This window comes from Pedobacter jaeyakensis, assembly GCF_054461315.1.
Window position 1 is genome coordinate 2,768,523 of sequence record NZ_CM136921.1, and the last position, 16,078, is coordinate 2,784,600.

General features: G+C 40.4%; 14 protein-coding genes. 9 read left to right on the forward strand and 5 right to left on the reverse strand.

The window, feature by feature from the left end:
• Positions 1-205: 205 nt before the first annotated feature.
• Entirely contained in the window at positions 206-943 is a 738-nt protein-coding gene (locus ACXZ1K_RS12375; RefSeq protein WP_458969975.1) for an NUDIX hydrolase, read from the reverse strand.
• 104 nt (positions 944-1,047) lie between these two features.
• Here ACXZ1K_RS12375 and ACXZ1K_RS12380 point away from each other — a divergent pair, with 104 nt between their 5' ends.
• A complete protein-coding gene (locus tag ACXZ1K_RS12380; RefSeq protein WP_458969976.1) occupies positions 1,048-1,920 on the forward strand; it encodes a sugar phosphate isomerase/epimerase family protein in 873 nt (290 codons plus the stop codon).
• A gap of 123 nt (positions 1,921-2,043) precedes the next feature.
• Here the strand turns inward: ACXZ1K_RS12380 and ACXZ1K_RS12385 are convergent, their stop codons facing one another.
• Positions 2,044-4,551, reverse strand: coding sequence for a glutaminase family protein (locus ACXZ1K_RS12385; protein ID WP_458969977.1), 2,508 nt, complete (start codon positions 4,549-4,551; stop codon positions 2,044-2,046).
• 155 nt (positions 4,552-4,706) lie between these two features.
• On the opposite strand from ACXZ1K_RS12385, the gene ACXZ1K_RS12390 reads away from it, so the two are divergent.
• Positions 4,707-5,255 carry a thioredoxin family protein gene (locus tag ACXZ1K_RS12390; RefSeq protein WP_458969978.1) on the forward strand — a complete coding sequence of 183 codons (549 nt, stop codon included), beginning with the start codon at positions 4,707-4,709 and terminating at the stop codon, positions 5,253-5,255.
• On the opposite strand, the gene ACXZ1K_RS12395 is transcribed toward ACXZ1K_RS12390, so the two are convergent.
• Positions 5,252-5,587: a MerR family transcriptional regulator gene (locus tag ACXZ1K_RS12395; protein ID WP_458969979.1), complete on the reverse strand. Its 336-nt coding sequence runs from the start codon at positions 5,585-5,587 to the stop codon at positions 5,252-5,254. The genes ACXZ1K_RS12390 and ACXZ1K_RS12395 overlap by 4 nt on opposite strands.
• Positions 5,588-5,778: 191 nt before the next feature.
• On the opposite strand from ACXZ1K_RS12395, the gene alaS reads away from it, so the two are divergent.
• A complete protein-coding gene (gene alaS / locus ACXZ1K_RS12400) occupies positions 5,779-8,487 on the forward strand; it encodes an alanine--tRNA ligase (protein ID WP_458973253.1) in 2,709 nt (902 codons plus the stop codon).
• Here the strand turns inward: alaS and ACXZ1K_RS12405 are convergent.
• Together ACXZ1K_RS12405 and ACXZ1K_RS12410 are read right to left on the reverse strand one after the other, a co-directional pair.
• Positions 8,480-9,163, reverse strand: coding sequence for a 3-keto-disaccharide hydrolase (locus ACXZ1K_RS12405; protein WP_458969980.1), 684 nt, complete (start codon positions 9,161-9,163; stop codon positions 8,480-8,482). The genes alaS and ACXZ1K_RS12405 overlap by 8 nt on opposite strands.
• Before the next feature lie 73 nt (positions 9,164-9,236).
• Positions 9,237-11,081 carry a hypothetical protein gene (locus ACXZ1K_RS12410; RefSeq protein WP_458969981.1) on the reverse strand — a complete coding sequence of 615 codons (1,845 nt, stop codon included), beginning with the start codon at positions 11,079-11,081 and terminating at the stop codon, positions 9,237-9,239.
• Between the two features lie 192 nt (positions 11,082-11,273).
• On the opposite strand from ACXZ1K_RS12410, the gene ACXZ1K_RS12415 reads away from it, so the two are divergent.
• From ACXZ1K_RS12415 to ACXZ1K_RS12440, 6 genes are all read left to right on the forward strand, one after another.
• On the forward strand, positions 11,274-12,458 hold the full coding sequence (locus ACXZ1K_RS12415) for a PAS domain-containing sensor histidine kinase (protein ID WP_458973254.1): 1,185 nt from the start codon (positions 11,274-11,276) through the stop codon (positions 12,456-12,458).
• 20 nt (positions 12,459-12,478) lie between these two features.
• Positions 12,479-13,534: a response regulator gene (locus tag ACXZ1K_RS12420; RefSeq protein WP_458969982.1), complete on the forward strand. Its 1,056-nt coding sequence runs from the start codon at positions 12,479-12,481 to the stop codon at positions 13,532-13,534.
• An 81-nt stretch (positions 13,535-13,615) separates the two neighbouring features.
• A complete protein-coding gene (locus ACXZ1K_RS12425) occupies positions 13,616-14,056 on the forward strand; it encodes a lactate dehydrogenase (RefSeq protein ID WP_458969983.1) in 441 nt (146 codons plus the stop codon).
• Positions 14,057-14,059: 3 nt separating this feature from the next.
• The gene (gene adhP / locus ACXZ1K_RS12430; RefSeq protein WP_458969984.1) at positions 14,060-15,094 is read left to right on the forward strand and encodes an alcohol dehydrogenase AdhP; all 1,035 of its coding nucleotides are present in this window, start codon (positions 14,060-14,062) and stop codon (positions 15,092-15,094) included.
• The gene (locus ACXZ1K_RS12435; protein WP_458969985.1) at positions 15,091-15,486 is read left to right on the forward strand and encodes a hypothetical protein; all 396 of its coding nucleotides are present in this window, start codon (positions 15,091-15,093) and stop codon (positions 15,484-15,486) included. Before adhP ends, ACXZ1K_RS12435 begins: the two co-directional genes overlap by 4 nt.
• A complete protein-coding gene (locus ACXZ1K_RS12440) occupies positions 15,483-16,076 on the forward strand; it encodes a YceI family protein (protein WP_458969986.1) in 594 nt (197 codons plus the stop codon). Before ACXZ1K_RS12435 ends, ACXZ1K_RS12440 begins: the two co-directional genes overlap by 4 nt.
• The last annotated feature ends 2 nt before the right edge of the window (positions 16,077-16,078 follow it).

Below are 16,078 nucleotides of genomic sequence, written 5' to 3' on the forward strand. Positions count from 1 at the left end.
ATAAGGCAAACATATCTAAAATTAATACTTATATAGAAGTTATATAATTGTTTTAATATTATTATAATGAATTTTTATCAGACAGTAATACTTACCTTACCAAAGGTTGTCTTATGAAAAGCGCGTTTACGTTATGTTGCAGTCGTAGATATCAATAGGACTTAACTCAAGCAATTGAGCTAGTAAATAAATGTAAAACGCTGTTTTACCAGGGAGATTGAAGGCCTGCTTTCAGGGCAGCGTTGTATTTTTCTTCATCAAAGCGGTACAGATTTGGTGCTTTGTTGGCCGCACCTTTGCGGGGCTCCTCAAGTTTCTCCAGAATGTTAAATGACAGCATTTTTCTGTAGAAATTTCCTCTGTTTAATGTTTTGTTTAATATTGTTTCGTACAATCTTTGCAATTCCGGCATCGTAAATTCGGGGGGAAGTAAATTGAAGCCAACAGGTTTGTAATTTAAATCCATCCTTAAAGCTTCCAGTCCCTTTTGAATGATACTACTATGGTCCATCGCAATTTCCGGAAGATTTCTAAGCGGCTGCCACTCGCATAGATCGGAAAGCTCATCTGGCTTCGGCTTAATCGCTGTATTATCTACCAGGGCGTAATATCCTATGGTAATAAACCTTTGCTTATGCCACATGCTATCGTCCATATCCTTAAAAAACTCCTGAGATCTATTAGGGGCTCCCATGACGCCAAATTGGTGTAGAAATATTTTATCCGCACCACTTCGCTCTTTCAGTACACGATAAGCAGCATCATCAAGCGCTTCTTCTTTCAAAAGATAACCTCCTGGTAACAACCATTTGTCGGCATCCTTCATTTTTAATAACAAAACTTTAATCTCTCCTTCATGAAAACCAAAAACCGCACAATCCACAGAAATGTGTGGTAAAAATCTATTCCAGGCATCTTTATTTAGGTCAATTAAGTATTTCATGGGGTTAAAATTAAATAGATCAACATTAATTTCGCATAAAAGTTGAATTAAATAAAAAAAACTTACTATCATTGCTTCATAATGAAGCATTTAAAAACACACATATGTTATCAAGAAGAAAATTTTTATTTAACAGTAGCGTTGTTGCGGCTGCAGCTTTCTTAGCACCAACTTTCGCATATGCTGCTGATCAAAAAGTAGTAGGTCTACAATTGTACTCACTGCGTGATGAAATTCCTTTAGATGTTAAAGGAACATTAGAAAAAGTTGCAAAAGCAGGCTTCAAAGAAGTCGAACTTTATGGGTTTTCCATTAAGGACCAGTTCTGGGGCTTGAAACCTAGAGAGCTAAAGAAACTCTTAGACGCAAATGGGCTAAAGGCCGTAAGTGGTCATTATACCTTAGGTAGCTACTTTCAAGATGATGACATGGAAGAGTTAATGGCATCAATTGAAGCATGTAAAGAATTAGGTAGTAAATATCTTACCGTTCCATGGCTCGCTCCTGAAGTTAGAACAAGTGCAGAAGATTATGTGAAAATTGCGGCAAAGCTTGAAGAAGCTGGCGCGATCTGCAGGGGTGGAGGAATAAAACTTGCTTACCATAATCACGATTTTGAATTTACAAAATACGGCGACCAAACTGGCTATGACATTCTTTTAAAGAATACTACTAAAAAGTATGTAGACTTCGAACTTGATCTATATTGGGTTGCGCGCTCTGGCCATGATCCTAAAGCATTCTTCACCGCAAATCCTGGTCGTTTTTCCATGTGGCATGTAAAAGACATGGATAAATTAGACCCAGCTTTAAATGCTGAGGTTGGAACAGGATCAATCAATTTTAAATCAATCTTCGCTGAAGCAAAATTATCAGGCATGAAAACTTTCTTCATTGAACATGAAACCAATTACAAGCCAGATCCTATGCATTCAGTAGCCCAAAGCTGCAATTACGTTAAAGCAGAGCTGATATAAGATACTTATTCATAATAAATACCAAGGTCACTTCAAATTAAAGTGGCCTTTTTTAATTAAAAAAGCAGCTACGAGAATCAGAATGTACTCATAGCTGCTTGTGCAATTGGAATATTTCTATTATTATTTATCTGCCAACTTATCTTTCAGCATTTTCATATAAAAGCCACCTACTACGCTACGTGCCTTAAAATTATCTCTGATACCTGTATTAGAATCATAGAAGTCATTCAGCGGTACTCTGGATTCAGTTTCTATTGCATGTTTGTAAACCGGATTTATCAGTGCTTCGAAATCTTTCTGATTGCTGGTAAATGATGCAGTCCATAAAATCCAGTCGTTTTTAGTATAAGCCTTTCTGCTATCTAATGGTAAACCGTATTTGTTCTCTTTAGTTTCGTAATATTTAACTTCAGTATCGTAAACTTTTTGAGGGAACAAATTCAATTTTAGTACTTTATCCCATACCAAATTATATTTCTGACTCCAGGTATTTTTATCGTCAAATGTTAATGCATAGTGATCTCCTGCATCGGCCATCTCTATCCATTTCGGAACCATGCTATCAGCAATGGCCCTGTATTTTTTTGCAATGTCTGTATATCCAAGTGTCTGCGCCATTTGTGCATAGCAGGCAATACCAACAATAGCTTTTACAGATAAGTTCGCATTTCTGGCAAGATGACCAGCAAAATCATCTGTGCAAAGCTGTGTTTTTGGATCAAGTCCCTCTTTGGTTAAATAGTCTGCCCAGGTAGTCAATGTTTTCCAGTGCTTTTTAGCGTAATTCGCATTACCCTCTGTTTTGGCGATTGCGGCAGTAAGGATGATCATATTGCCAGATTCCTCTACTGGCATTGGCTCACCGTAAGTTTGTCCATTAGCTATAGGATAAGTTCCTAAATCATGTGCTGCCCAAGGATGAGGATATTTTCCGCTTTCACTAAAATAAAAAATCCCATTTAACATGCCCTGTAGCAATTGCGGGTTGTAAATGAGGTATAATGGTGCAGATGGATAAGTTACATCAACCGTATTTATAAAACCACCACTGTTATTCTCTTTAGACAACCACAATAGCTCACCTTGCTGACTTTTAACCAGTGTGTGAGCGGCAATACTCTGACGGTAAGCTATTACACATAAATGTGCATATTCTTTACCACCAGATTGTAGTGCATCTTCATACAAGTTAGCATTTAAAGTTTCGCATTTTGCAATTACAGCTTTATACTCATTTGAAGCAGCGGTTAACTGACCTTCTATGGTTTCTTTACCAGAAGTGTTCCACCATGGTCTCAAATTCTTATTAAAATACTGAACTGAATAGATTTCATCATAAGCAAGCTCCAGATATTTCTCAACTGGGGATTTTCCAACTGTACCGAATGGTAAAATGGTATTTAATGCGAGTGATTTACCATTTTTTGCTGTTGATGTTACATTTCCTTTTCTGAAAGCATCGCTTGCCTGTGCTTGCGTGGTAATAAACTGAGCTGCTCCGCTCGTTTTTGGTGCTGCTACATAAAAGTAACCCCAGTCAATGCGCATGTCATCACCTGTCTTTTTAAGAATAGGTTGTTCAACTGTCCCTACTTTTAACATAGAAAGCTTTGCGGTGCTGTATTTTGTTGCGCTAACCTCCTGTGCAGGGTTATAGACTGCAATGTCAGATGAAGCGCTCAGGTAAACCTTAACTTGGTGGTTTTTACCATCATTTGCCTGAACTTTATAAGTGATGTAAGAAACCGGACGTGCAAATATGCCCATATCTTTCATCAAAAGAGGGGAGGTGAAGGTAAGCTTAAGGTCTACCTTTCCGCAAGTAAAATTATATATCGTTTGTGTAGCATTAATATCAACGCTTTTTTGCTTGGCCAATTGTACTGAAGCGGCATTGTCTTTCAGCTTATCTGCAAGCCCGAAATCCAGGTAACGTCCGCCTGCCGTATTAATCAGATGCAAAGCGATGACATTTTTTCCAGCTCTAAGTGCGCCCTTATCGCCACTGCTTAATGGAATATATTGGAAGCTATTTGTCCAGCCTGTTTTAGTATAGATCTTTTTTCCGTTTAGGTAAAGTTCGATGTTATCATCGTGGTTTATCTTCAGAAATAATTCATTTATAGCTGATGGGTTGGCTACGTCAAATGTTCTGCGCACCCAAATATCGTGAGATTTCCACGAGGTTTTAGCAGTTTTGGCATCGTCGCCAATTGGTGCTGTGCCTGTTTCCCAATTGCTAGCTGTGTAATCGGCAGATTTCCAATCGCCTTGCGGTTCTGTTTCGGTATAACTAACTTGGTAAGATTTTTCATCCGAAGCAGGAACAACAGTTTTGAAATTTGGTGTTTCCTTACCTAGAAAACGATAAATGTTGTTGTCTACACTGATCATGCCTAGTAAGGAATGATCAACGCCAGTCCAATGCGAGGTAGAGGAGTCGTACAAGTTATCTGAGTTTGACCAGATGCTGAAATACGTGTTGTGGGTAATTAATGGGTAGGAAGGTGCCTTCCTGTCTTGCGCCTGTAATAGACCGCTGGCAAACGTCAAACCTAGGAAGGTTAAACGTTTTAGCACTCTGAAAGGAGAGATCTTTAATTTTAATCGTACGTTGATTTCGTTCATTAGTGTGTTGTTATTAGCTGTTGAAAGTTATATAGAAAGAAAGGCGTTATTAATTCGCTAAAATATCAATTTTCCTCGTAACTCCCAGTTTTATGGCAATTTGAAGACTTGATAGCGCTACGAAATCATCAGATTTGTACTATAATATTATCGCAATGAACTTTGAAACGTATCTGAATTATTTTGAGGAAATCCTTGATAACCCCAATGCTGCAGCTCCTTACAACAATATTGATTACCTGGACTATACCAAGATGAACCGGGCCAGGCAACAACGCTGGCTTAAGGTGGGTGTTTTGAATCCGCTGTTAGTACAAGCTGTAGCCGCTATAAATAAGTCCCAGAATTGGATCGTCATCACAGAACCATGGTGCGGAGATGCCTCTCATACGCTTCCCTTTATTCATAAACTAAGTTTGCTAAACCCATTGATTACCATCGACTACCAGTTACGGGATAGCGAACCTTTTCTTATAGAACACTATCTTACTGATGGGGGCAAGGCAATCCCTAAATTCATTATCAGGGATGAAGAAGGCAAAGACTTGCTAAATTGGGGACCAAGGCCAACTAAATGCCAGGAGTTGTATCACAGATTAAAATCAGAGGGAGCTGACTTCGGTATTCTTAAAACTGAGTTACAGAAATGGTATAACGAAGATAAGGGAAAAAGTTTTCAGGCCGAACTTTTACCATTTTTTTAGATCTCATCATTTAGCTTGAGTAAAAAATCTTTCAATTTTTCCAGTGAAGATATTATTTTCTGATTTTCTTTTACTTCGCCACCACTACTTTTAAGGTGCTCTTTTGCACCTTTTAGCGTGAAACCTTTTTCATCCACGAGATGAAAAATCATTTTAAGGTTCTCAATATCCTCTGGAGTAAAAAGCCGATTGCCCTTCTTGTTTTTCTTCGGCTGGAGCACGTCAAACTCCTTTTCGTAAAACCTGATTTGGGACGCATTTACGCCAAACATTTCGGTAACCTCACCCATGGTGTAATACATTTTGTTGATTTCCCGTTCTTTGTATGGCATAATTAAGGTTGATTATTAGAGTTTTACAGCATTTATTTAAAGTATTCAAACTTAGATAAAATAGTTTTATTTCCAAACATATTCCAGAAGATTTATAGAATCAATAATGCTTATAAATGCGTGCCGATGCAGGGATAAATATTGCTTTGAACTGCAATTTTATCTAAGTTTGCCGTCTAATCAATCTTATGATGACAGCGAAGGAAATCAGGCAGGCCTATTTAAAGTTTTTTGAATCAAAACAACATCATATTGTTCCATCAGCACCTATAGTAGTTAAAAACGATCCAACACTGATGTTTACCAACGCAGGAATGAATCAGTTTAAAGACTTGTTTCTGGGTGAGGCTCCAATCAAATATTCGCGTGTAACTGATACACAACGATGCCTTCGGGTATCTGGCAAGCATAATGATCTGGAAGAAGTAGGCATTGATACTTATCACCATACCATGTTTGAAATGCTTGGCAATTGGAGTTTCGGAGATTACTTTAAAAAAGAAGCCATTGCATGGAGCTGGGAATTGCTAACCGAAGTTTATAAGATTCCAAAAGATCAACTTTATGTATCTATTTTTGAGGGTGATGCAAAAGAGGGTTTGGAAAGAGATACTGAAGCATACGATTTATGGAAGCAATATGTACCAGAAGATCGCATTATTCTGGGCAATAAAAAAGACAATTTCTGGGAAATGGGAGATATGGGGCCCTGTGGACCATGTTCTGAAATCCATGTAGATTGTCGACCTTTGAATGAACGCAATGAAATCTCTGGTAAAACCTTGGTTAACGCAGACCACCCTCAGGTCATAGAGATATGGAATAATGTTTTCATGCAGTTTAACCGCTTAAAAGACGGTTCTTTACAACCTCTGCCAGCAAGACATGTGGATACTGGTATGGGGTTTGAACGCTTGGTACGTGTTCTTCAACAAAAATCTTCCAACTACGATACAGACGTATTTCAACCGCTTATTCAATATATTGCCCAACATTCTGGTTTTGATTACGGTGCTGATGAAAAAACTGATATAGCAATGCGAGTAATGTCAGATCACATCCGTGCCATTGCTTTTGTAATTGCAGACGGACAGCTACCCTCTAATAATAAAGCAGGGTATGTAATCCGCCGCATTTTACGCCGCGCTGTACGTTATGCCTACACTTTCCTAAATCTTAAAGATCCTTTCCTTAACCAGTTGGTTCCAATTTTAGCAGAACAATTTAAAGGCGTCTTTGAAGAACTGGTATTGCAGCAAGACTTTGTGCAAAAAGTTGTTTTAGAAGAAGAGATATCTTTCTTAAGAACCTTAGCAACAGGCATACAACGCTTCGATAACTATACCAAGAAGCAAGCTGAACATCTGATGGCCGAAAACGCTATTGAGCTTGAAAAGTCGTTTACCGACAGTTGGGTGTATAGCATTTTAAAAGATCAAATGGTAATCTCAGGAGAATTTGCTTTTGAATTGCAAGATACCTACGGTTTCCCAATTGACCTTACAGATTTAATGGCCAGAGAGCAACGTTGGTTGGTAGATATGGAAGGTTATCAGAAAGAGTTATTAAAACAAAAGGAGAGGTCAAGGGCTGCAACAGCCATTGATACAGGAGATTGGATATTGGTTAATCCAAATCTTGAGGTAGAGTTTGTAGGTTATGACGATTTTGAAGCGGAAACCGAAATCATAAAATATCGTAAGGTAATTGCCAAAGGAAAAGAACAATACCAAATTGTATTGAGTAAAACACCATTCTATGCCGAAAGCGGCGGTCAGGTTGGTGATACTGGTCGTTTAGAAGACCATAGCCGTCTTTTCTTTGTAGAAATTACCGATACTAAAAAGGAGAACGGAGTTATTGTTCACTTTACAGATACCCTTCCCGAGGATCTTGACGGTCAGTTTTGGGCAGTTATTGATGAGGACAAGAGAAGCCTATCTGAATCCAACCATACAGCTACCCATCTGTTGCATGCCGCTCTAAAGCGTGTATTAGGCGGTCACGTTAATCAAAAGGGATCACTGGTAAATGCCGATTACCTGCGTTTCGATTTCTCTCACTTTGAGAAAATTAGTGACGATGATCTGGCGAAGATAGAACATCTGGTAAATCAGAAAGTTAGAGAAAATATTCCTTTAAAAGAACAACGCTATGTCCCTTATGATCAGGCAATATCAAGTGGCGTTACTGCGTTGTTTGGTGAAAAATATGGCGATTTGGTCCGGATAATCACATTCGATGATCACTATTCTAAGGAGCTTTGCGGCGGAACTCACGTTCAGGCTACCGGAAATATAGGCTACTTTAAAATTATTTCAGAAAGTGGGGTTGCAGCAGGAGTTAGACGTATTGAAGCCATTACAGCTGATAAGGCCGAGGCATTTATCCTGGATCAAAACCGTGAATTAAATGAGCTAAAGTCGTTATTTAAAGGAACTAAAGACTTGGCCTCAGCAGTTGCGGCATTAATCGAGGAAAACAGCAAGCTTAAAAAGGATGCTGAAAAAGCTGTTGTAGAACAATCAGCCAATTTAAAACATGAGATTGTACACCACGTCAAAACCATCAATGGTATCAATTTAATTGCTACACATGTAGACCTTCCAAATGCAGATGCAGTTAAAAATCTCGCTTTTGCTGTTAAGGATCTTGTAGATGAGCTTTTCCTGGTCTTTACCACACTAATAGAGGACAAACCCGGTATTACGGTAATGTTGTCAGAAAACCTCGTAAAAGACAAGGGCTTAAATGCGTCTAATATTGTTAGAGAACTGGCTAAAGATATCCAGGGTGGCGGGGGCGGTCAGCCATTTTACGCTACCGCCGGCGGTAAAAATAAAGATGGGTTAAAGGTGGTCTTGGAAAAGGCAGAAGAACTAGCTCACAAAACTATTTAAGTTTTGTGAGTGTAACTTTTCTAAATTCGACCTCAGAACCTTCTGATTGCAGGGCGATGTTTCCGCTGCTAGCCGTGCAATTAGCACCATGATTAACGAAAATATCATTTACCCAAACTTTAATCTGGTTTCCTTTGCATTCCACAACCATTTTATTCCATTCTCCAACGGGTTTTTCAACGTCTTGTACCAATCGTTCAATTTTGCGGAGTTTATCGCCATTTACACCCCATCTGTTTTTATCACCCCGGCGACTTTCCATATCCGGCACTGAAATGTCTTCTTGAATGCACCAAAAATCTCCCGCATTGGTATGTTCCATCTGCACCTCTATTGATTTTGGAAACATGTCATATAATGCCCTTGGTGTTGAAGCAAATACCAGTAGACCACAATTGCCGGGTTTCCCCGCGAAGCGGTATTGCACTTCTATTTTGAAGTCTTTGTAAATTGCATCGGTAATCAGGTGCCCACCAGGTGTACCTAAACTCACCAATAATCCGTTCCTGATAATAAAGGGATTAACTGCGTTTGGATTTTTATCTAACTCAGGTACATCAACATGCCATCCTTTCAAATCCTTTCCATTAAAAAGACTTTTCGTTTGGGCAGAAACCGATAGGCAGCAAGCGATTAGCAAATAAGTAAGGATAAGGCCTCTAATTTTAATATTCATGGTACTAAGTTTGGTTAGGGCTTCAATATACTATTTTAAACCAAAGCTAAGAGATTATTGCCATGATTTGAACCTATACCGCTAATATCTCGGTTGGATACAAAGAATTCAAACTACTTGATACCTGTTCCAATTTTTGCAACTGCTCTGAACTCCACATAGACAAAGCCGGGTCTGCGGTCGTAAAAAGTTCTCTGTAATAATTTAATCCGCTATTCAGTTGATCACAAAATCGCTCAAAGTATTTTACCTTTTTACCATTAATTTCGGCTAGCCTTTCTTTCCATCCTTCCAGCTGCGCTGTTTTTTCATTTAGATTGGCAGAAATCTCCTGTCTTAAATATTCCAGGTATAAGCTAAGCTCCTTTATAAATAAATTCGGTCTGGATACGCCCTGTAAAAGATTTATCCTGCCATAAATATGGTCAACCATTTCCCTTAAAGTGTACTTGTTGTTAAAATAAGCCAAATTCGGACCCGGACAAATACTTACAGCCTTGTTTTCTTTGGGTTTCAGGATGCCATTTGCCTGGTATGCAGAGGCGCACAAGCCCTCGCATAAGCATAGCTTTTCTGTAACTGCTAAAATGCTACTATCCAGTTCTTCCTGGGGCAGGGCCGAGGCATGCAGTTGTTTCAACTTTAGATGCTGGTACTCCCTGGAGGCGGTACAAATTGGTTCTGCAGTAAATTCTGTGTTGTTACAAAGGTACTTTTTCGTACACGGACTACCTGGTCTGCCAAGCGCTATACGCTCCAATCGCAATTTATCGGCTGTATTCTTCCTAAAGTTATTGAAACGTACACCTAAGGGTGAGGCATCGCTTATGTAATAGTCGCTCTCTACCGCTTCTGTAAGGTCCTTCAAGGTCTGCGGATCCACACTAGTCGCCTCGGGCACCAGTAAAAACGGACTTCCCCAGCCAGCAGCATCCAATTGGTAAAATTCCATCAAAAAATCGTGCTCTTCTGCAGTACCTATTCCTCCTTGCACGGTTACTTTCTGCACCAGTTTAGGCGGACATACAACGATAGAATCTGCTGCCATTAAGCCTTGTTGATACAATTGGTATAACTCATCATACAACTCACTGCGTTTGTCTTTAAACTCTTGTAATATCGGGCCTAACAAAAATCCCTCAGTGGCAAAAGCATGTCCGCCACAATTTAAGCCAGATTCGATCCTGAATTCAGATACCCACAATCCTTTTTTTGCGAGCACTTTTGCCTGTATCAGTGCAGAGCGATAATCACTCACTTTCAATACTATAGATTTATAAAACCTACCAGTTGGCAATGGGTTAAAAACTGGAAAAGATGCCATGTAAGAGAAAAGCTTAGGGTTTAATCCCGCTGATATGACTACTGAACCATTAATAGTACTTTCTGCAAACCCTCTCAATGCCGCTAGCGCATCTGTATTCTCATCACCCAGGTAAATTCCATCTTTATAGTTCGCCTTGTCTACTTTAGACATGATGTTCACAGAAATCTTACCCGGCATAATTTTTCCTTTTAAATTGGCCTGAACCCTGCTTTTTTTGCATCCTGCCGGTATCTCCAGCATGGCGCGGTACTCTACCGCCAGCTTATCATTTTCTGGCAAAAGTTCAAAATATTTACACAAATCGCCCTTATCCTCAAAGCTTTGAAACTTCATGGCGCTTACCTGCTCAGCTACCAACTTATCCAATAAGTTGAGGTATGCTGTAATACGGAGTGCCCTGCAATTCAGCTCATTTTTCTTGATTAACTGGTAGGGTTCCTTGTGCATTTCTGCAATAAGCTCTCTCATTCTTTCAATAAGGTCATCGTCAACTATGGAAACTACTGAAGATATGCCATATCTGGCAACCCGCAGTGGGGTATCTATGGAATATCCTAAACCTAAAACGGGAATATGAAATGTATGGCTCATGCTCTTTGAATTGAATTGGTGACGGGACAAAATAGATCAGAAAGTTTCTGATAAAATGTGACGGCGGTCACCCTTTTTAGTGATTCAGGTAGTGAAAAGACCTAACCGGCATCACACAGCGGGAAAAACAGCATCCCTATATTTGTAGCTACTGAAGCCGTCAATTTGGCTATATTTGAGAAAATCGACATGATGGAAAGTGCTAAACTCTTAAAGGCAATTATTGAATCGGCCATTGATGGCATCATCACTATTGATGACCGCGGTTTAATTGAAAGCTTAAACCCCGCCGCCCAGAAGCTTTTTGGCTACAGCACAGAAGAAGTTATGGGTCGGAATATTTCCATATTAATGCCAGAGCCTGATAGGAGCGGTCATGATGGTTACATCGCCCGTTATCAGCATACCGGTGAGAAAAGGATCATTGGTACTGGAAGAGAGGTGCATGGCAGAAGAAAAGATGGTAGTACATTTCCTTTTAGGTTGGCGGTTAATGAAGTGAAGTATGATGAACGTACCATTTATACTGGTTTTATCCACGACCTTTCTAAAGAAAAAGAAGCCGAGCAGCGACTGCGCGAATACGCATTAGAATTGGAAGAATTGGTCGAAGAACGTACTACATCTTTAAGGAAAACCGTAACTGCCCTAAGAGAGGCTAAAGAAGAGGTCAGTCTGTCTCTCTTTAAGGAAAAAGAGCTCAACCAAATGAAAAGCCGCTTTGTCTCCATGGCCTCGCATGAGTTCAGAACGCCACTCAGTTCTGTACAGCTATCCTCTGTCCTGATTGAGAAATATGCAGAACCGTTTGATAATGAACACATCCGCAAACACGTAGGTAAAATAAAAAGCGCAGTTGGCAACCTGACCACCATTCTAAACGATTTTCTATCTCTGGAAAAACTGGAAGCCGGTAACATTGAACCCAGCTTTATTCCTTTTAATTTGGTGAAACTTTCAGAAGAGGTTACTGAAGAAATGCAGATGATCGCCAAAGCGGATCAAAACATCATCTACCAGCACACCGGTGTTGAGAGCATGGTTAAAATGGACCAAAACCTGCTTAGAAACTGCATGATCAATCTTATCTCCAACGCTATAAAATATTCAGGTGAGCATACTTTCATTGAATTCAACACCGAGATTAACGAACAGGAATGCACCGTCACCGTAAACGACAATGGGATAGGTATTCCAGAATCTGATCAGCAACACCTCTTTCAGCCGTTTTTTCGTGCCCACAATACCGGTAGCATACCAGGAACTGGGTTAGGGCTCAATATTGTATTGCGCTACGCTAAATTGATGAACGGCGAGCTGCATTTTAAAAGTGAACTGAATAAAGGAGCTAAATTTAGCCTCGCATTTAAAAGATAAACCCTGCTTAAAATCCCGTTATGAAGAAAACATGTATTTTAATTATTGAAGACAATGATGACATCAGGGAAAGTGCAGCAGAAATTCTGGCCCTTGCCGGTTACGAAGTTTTAGAAGCAAACAATGGAAAACTAGGCGTTGAGCTTTCCATAAAGAACCTACCAGATCTTATCCTCTGCGATATCATGATGCCAGAACTGGATGGTTATGGTGTGCTTCATTTATTAAGTAAAAACCCCGAAACAGCAGTAATACCCTTCATCTTTTTAACCGCAAAAACAGAGCGGCAAGACATGCGTAAAGGCATGGAAATGGGTGCAGATGATTACCTCACCAAGCCTTTCGATGACGTGGAGTTGTTCAATGCCATAGAATCCCGTCTTAAAAAGAAAACCCTACAGGCAGAATCTTACAGCAAATCGCTGGACGCTCTCAATTCCATCATCGATGGCAAGGGTATGGAAGAGCTCAAAACCTTTATAGCGGCTCGTAAAATACGCCAGGTTAAAAAGAAACAGATCATCTACTACGAAGGAGATACGGTAAACGGAATTTATTTAGTTACAGCCGGTAAAGTAAAAACCTTTAAAGTGGCAGATGACGGGAGGGAACTATTAACGGGAATGTATGCTGCCGAAGAATACTTTGGTGTTGCTGCTCTCCTTGCAGGAGAAAATTATGCAGATACTGCAGAAGCGATAGAAAACACTTCCATATGCCTGTTACCTAAAGACCTGATGGACCGCCTCCTAAATAAATATCCTGATGTTGCCTCGCGTTTTATTAAAATCCTGGCCAATAACGTACTCGATAAGGAACAGCAATTGCTGCAATTGGCGTATCACTCCGTAAGGAAGCGCATGGCAGAAGTAATTATCCGCCTGGGAAATGCCAACATTGGGTCAACCCAAAACACGCTGGACGTATCACGTGATAATCTGGCAGCAATGGCGGGTATCGCAACTGAAACCGTAAGCAGAATGCTCAGCGATTTTAAAGACGAAGGACTAATTGAACGTAAAGGCAGCTCCATTACCATTCTCAACCACGCCAAGCTGGAAAACATGAAAAACTGATGAACGTCACTATTTCCTGATGATGCCTCTCATTTATTAGGAAGACCATTCCCGCTACATTTGATTGATATAATCAAAGGAATGAGAGTAGTAGCGTATAGTATTAAAGCAGGCGAGAAGGAGGCCCTTGCCATTGCCAATCACAAAAAACACGAGATCACCCTAATCTCTAATTCCCTAACTGCGGAAACGGTTTCGTTTGCCGCCGGCAAAGAGGCAATTCTTGTTTACACCAACGATGATGTATGTGCAGCTGTTGTACACAGATTGGCAGATCTGGGTGTCAAATACATCGCCACCAGATCAACAGATGTTGCTCACATAGATCAACTGGCTGCCAGCTTGCGCAACATTAAAGTCGGCAACGTACCTCATGCTGTCTTAACACCTCTTAATCTCCAAGATTTTCCAATGGCCCTGGCCATGGAAACCATAAATAATCTGGATAAATGGCAGGAAAACCGCTGTCTCGGTAACGCCTGTGTTTGCTCAAAAGCTTGCGATAGTTCACCTAAATCATAAATCATGATCCCTAAAACAATGAAAGCCGCTGTGCTCCGTGAATTCGGAAAACCGCTAACAATAGAACAAGTTCCGGTTAAAGAACCTGGAGAATACCAGGTACTGGTAAAGGTAATCACCAGTGGGGTATGCCATACAGATTTGCATGCCTGTGAAGGCGACTGGCCAGTTAAACCAAAATTACCGCTTATTCCAGGTCACGAGGCTATTGGTTATGTTGTCGCATTGGGTAGAGGGGTTAATAATGTTAAAGAAGGTGATATTGTTGGCGCACCATGGCTTTTCAGCGCTTGCGGTTGCTGCGAGTATTGTATAACCGGTTGGGAAACACTTTGCGAATCTCAGCAAAATGGTGGTTATAGTGTAGATGGTGGTTATGCAGAATATGTTGTTGCTGATGCCAGGTACATCGCCCGCTTTCCTGAAGGAATAAATTTTCTGGAAATGGCTCCAATTACCTGCGCAGGTGTCACTGTGTATAAAGGATTAAAAGAAACTGAAGTCAAGCCTGGCGAATGGGTAGCCATATCAGGAATAGGTGGCTTAGGTCACCTGGCCGTTCAGTATGCCAAAGCAATGGGTATGCATGTTGCCGCAATCGATGTTTCTGATGAAAAACTTGATTTGGCAAAACGCCTCGGTGCAGATATTACCATCAATGCAAAAACACAGGAGCCCGGCGCTTACCTTAAAGAGAAAACTGGTGGTATGCATGGCGTATTGGTAACCGCCGTTTCTCCAATAGCCTTTAAACAGGCATTATCTGCATTAAGACGAAAAGGAACCATCTCGCTTAACGGATTGCCTCCTGGCAGTTTTGACCTGCCGATCTTTGAAACCGTACTCAATCGGTACACCGTTCGCGGTTCTATTGTAGGTACTCGTAAAGACATGCAAGAAGCCATCGGCTTCGCCGTGGAAGGTAAGGTTAAAGCAACCGTCCATGCCGCCAAATTGGAAGACATCAATGAAGTGCTGGATCAAATGAGAAAAGGTGAAATTGAAGGAAGGGTAGTATTAGAAATCGGACAGCGATGACAACAACCATAGAAGACCACCAACTGGAGGTAGAGATTAACGAACTGTATTTGATTGGGCGCGACTGGCTATCCAACCTGGAATTCATGGACGGCGAATACGAGTTTTTAAAAAAGCATTACAATGAAAGTCAGAAATGCGAAATATATCCGGATTTTCCAGAAACCCTTTGTCAGCTCGGACAATCGCTGGCTGAACTTCGACCACAGGTTACCGACTTCCTGGAAAAGTTGGAGCCGCTTACAAACGGTCCTGTCAGGAAAATTGGATTGAGCCTAATGGAAGATCATGTTTATCTTAAACGCAGGCAAGAAGAATTGCTGGCAACTTATCATGCTGCCAAAAGAAGTGTTATTCCTTTAAGCAGCGTAGTATATAATGGCTACAAATGATCAATTTAAAACACGTCCTGATCATCTTGCTGCTATTACTAACAGCGCAAGATAAAGGCAAAGCCGTTAAATGGGCGCTAACTAAAAATTGCTCCCTCAAAGTAAACGGAAGTACAAACATCAATAAATTTAGCTGCGTAATACCTGATTATACAAATCCAGATACCCTGGCTATGTATAGTCATAAAGGTGCAGAAGAGGTCAAGATCTCCGGACAAATGGTCTTGCCTATAAAAAGCTTTGATTGCCACAATGTTATCATGACCAAAGACCTCAGGAAAACCCTTAAGGCAGAAGAGTTTCCAAAACTTACCGTAACCTTTATTAGTCTAAGCAAATATCCTGATCCCTCCAGGGGCGAAAGCATCATTTCCGGCAGCGTCAATATTTCTATTGCCGGGATAACTAAGCGTTTCGATGTGGCCTATCGCTGCACAGCGGATGGATTAAAGAACATTACCCTTATCGGCACAAAAACTATAAATTTTTCAGATTTCAATATCATACCACCTAGAAAAATAGGAGGGATGATTAAAACCAATAATCAGCTGGATGTGGAGTTCACCCTCAAAGCCAATATTTTAAATTAATA

What these genes read in the sequence shown, in the direction of transcription:
- ACXZ1K_RS12390 (WP_458969978.1), top strand. Translation starts at nt 4,707, where the DNA reads ATGAACTTTGAAACGTATCTGAATTATTTTGAGGAAATCCTTGATAAC.
- ACXZ1K_RS12440 (WP_458969986.1), top strand. Translation starts at nt 15,483, where the DNA reads ATGATCAATTTAAAACACGTCCTGATCATCTTGCTGCTATTACTAACA.
- ACXZ1K_RS12385 (WP_458969977.1), bottom strand. Translation starts at nt 4,551, where the DNA reads ATGAACGAAATCAACGTACGATTAAAATTAAAGATCTCTCCTTTCAGA.
- adhP (WP_458969984.1), top strand. Translation starts at nt 14,060, where the DNA reads ATGATCCCTAAAACAATGAAAGCCGCTGTGCTCCGTGAATTCGGAAAA.
- ACXZ1K_RS12375 (WP_458969975.1), bottom strand. Translation starts at nt 943, where the DNA reads ATGAAATACTTAATTGACCTAAATAAAGATGCCTGGAATAGATTTTTA.
- ACXZ1K_RS12395 (WP_458969979.1), bottom strand. Translation starts at nt 5,587, where the DNA reads ATGCCATACAAAGAACGGGAAATCAACAAAATGTATTACACCATGGGT.
- alaS (WP_458973253.1), top strand. Translation starts at nt 5,779, where the DNA reads ATGACAGCGAAGGAAATCAGGCAGGCCTATTTAAAGTTTTTTGAATCA.
- ACXZ1K_RS12420 (WP_458969982.1), top strand. Translation starts at nt 12,479, where the DNA reads ATGAAGAAAACATGTATTTTAATTATTGAAGACAATGATGACATCAGG.
- ACXZ1K_RS12410 (WP_458969981.1), bottom strand. Translation starts at nt 11,081, where the DNA reads ATGAGCCATACATTTCATATTCCCGTTTTAGGTTTAGGATATTCCATA.
- ACXZ1K_RS12405 (WP_458969980.1), bottom strand. Translation starts at nt 9,163, where the DNA reads ATGAATATTAAAATTAGAGGCCTTATCCTTACTTATTTGCTAATCGCT.
- ACXZ1K_RS12380 (WP_458969976.1), top strand. Translation starts at nt 1,048, where the DNA reads ATGTTATCAAGAAGAAAATTTTTATTTAACAGTAGCGTTGTTGCGGCT.
- ACXZ1K_RS12415 (WP_458973254.1), top strand. Translation starts at nt 11,274, where the DNA reads ATGGAAAGTGCTAAACTCTTAAAGGCAATTATTGAATCGGCCATTGAT.
- ACXZ1K_RS12435 (WP_458969985.1), top strand. Translation starts at nt 15,091, where the DNA reads ATGACAACAACCATAGAAGACCACCAACTGGAGGTAGAGATTAACGAA.
- ACXZ1K_RS12425 (WP_458969983.1), top strand. Translation starts at nt 13,616, where the DNA reads ATGAGAGTAGTAGCGTATAGTATTAAAGCAGGCGAGAAGGAGGCCCTT.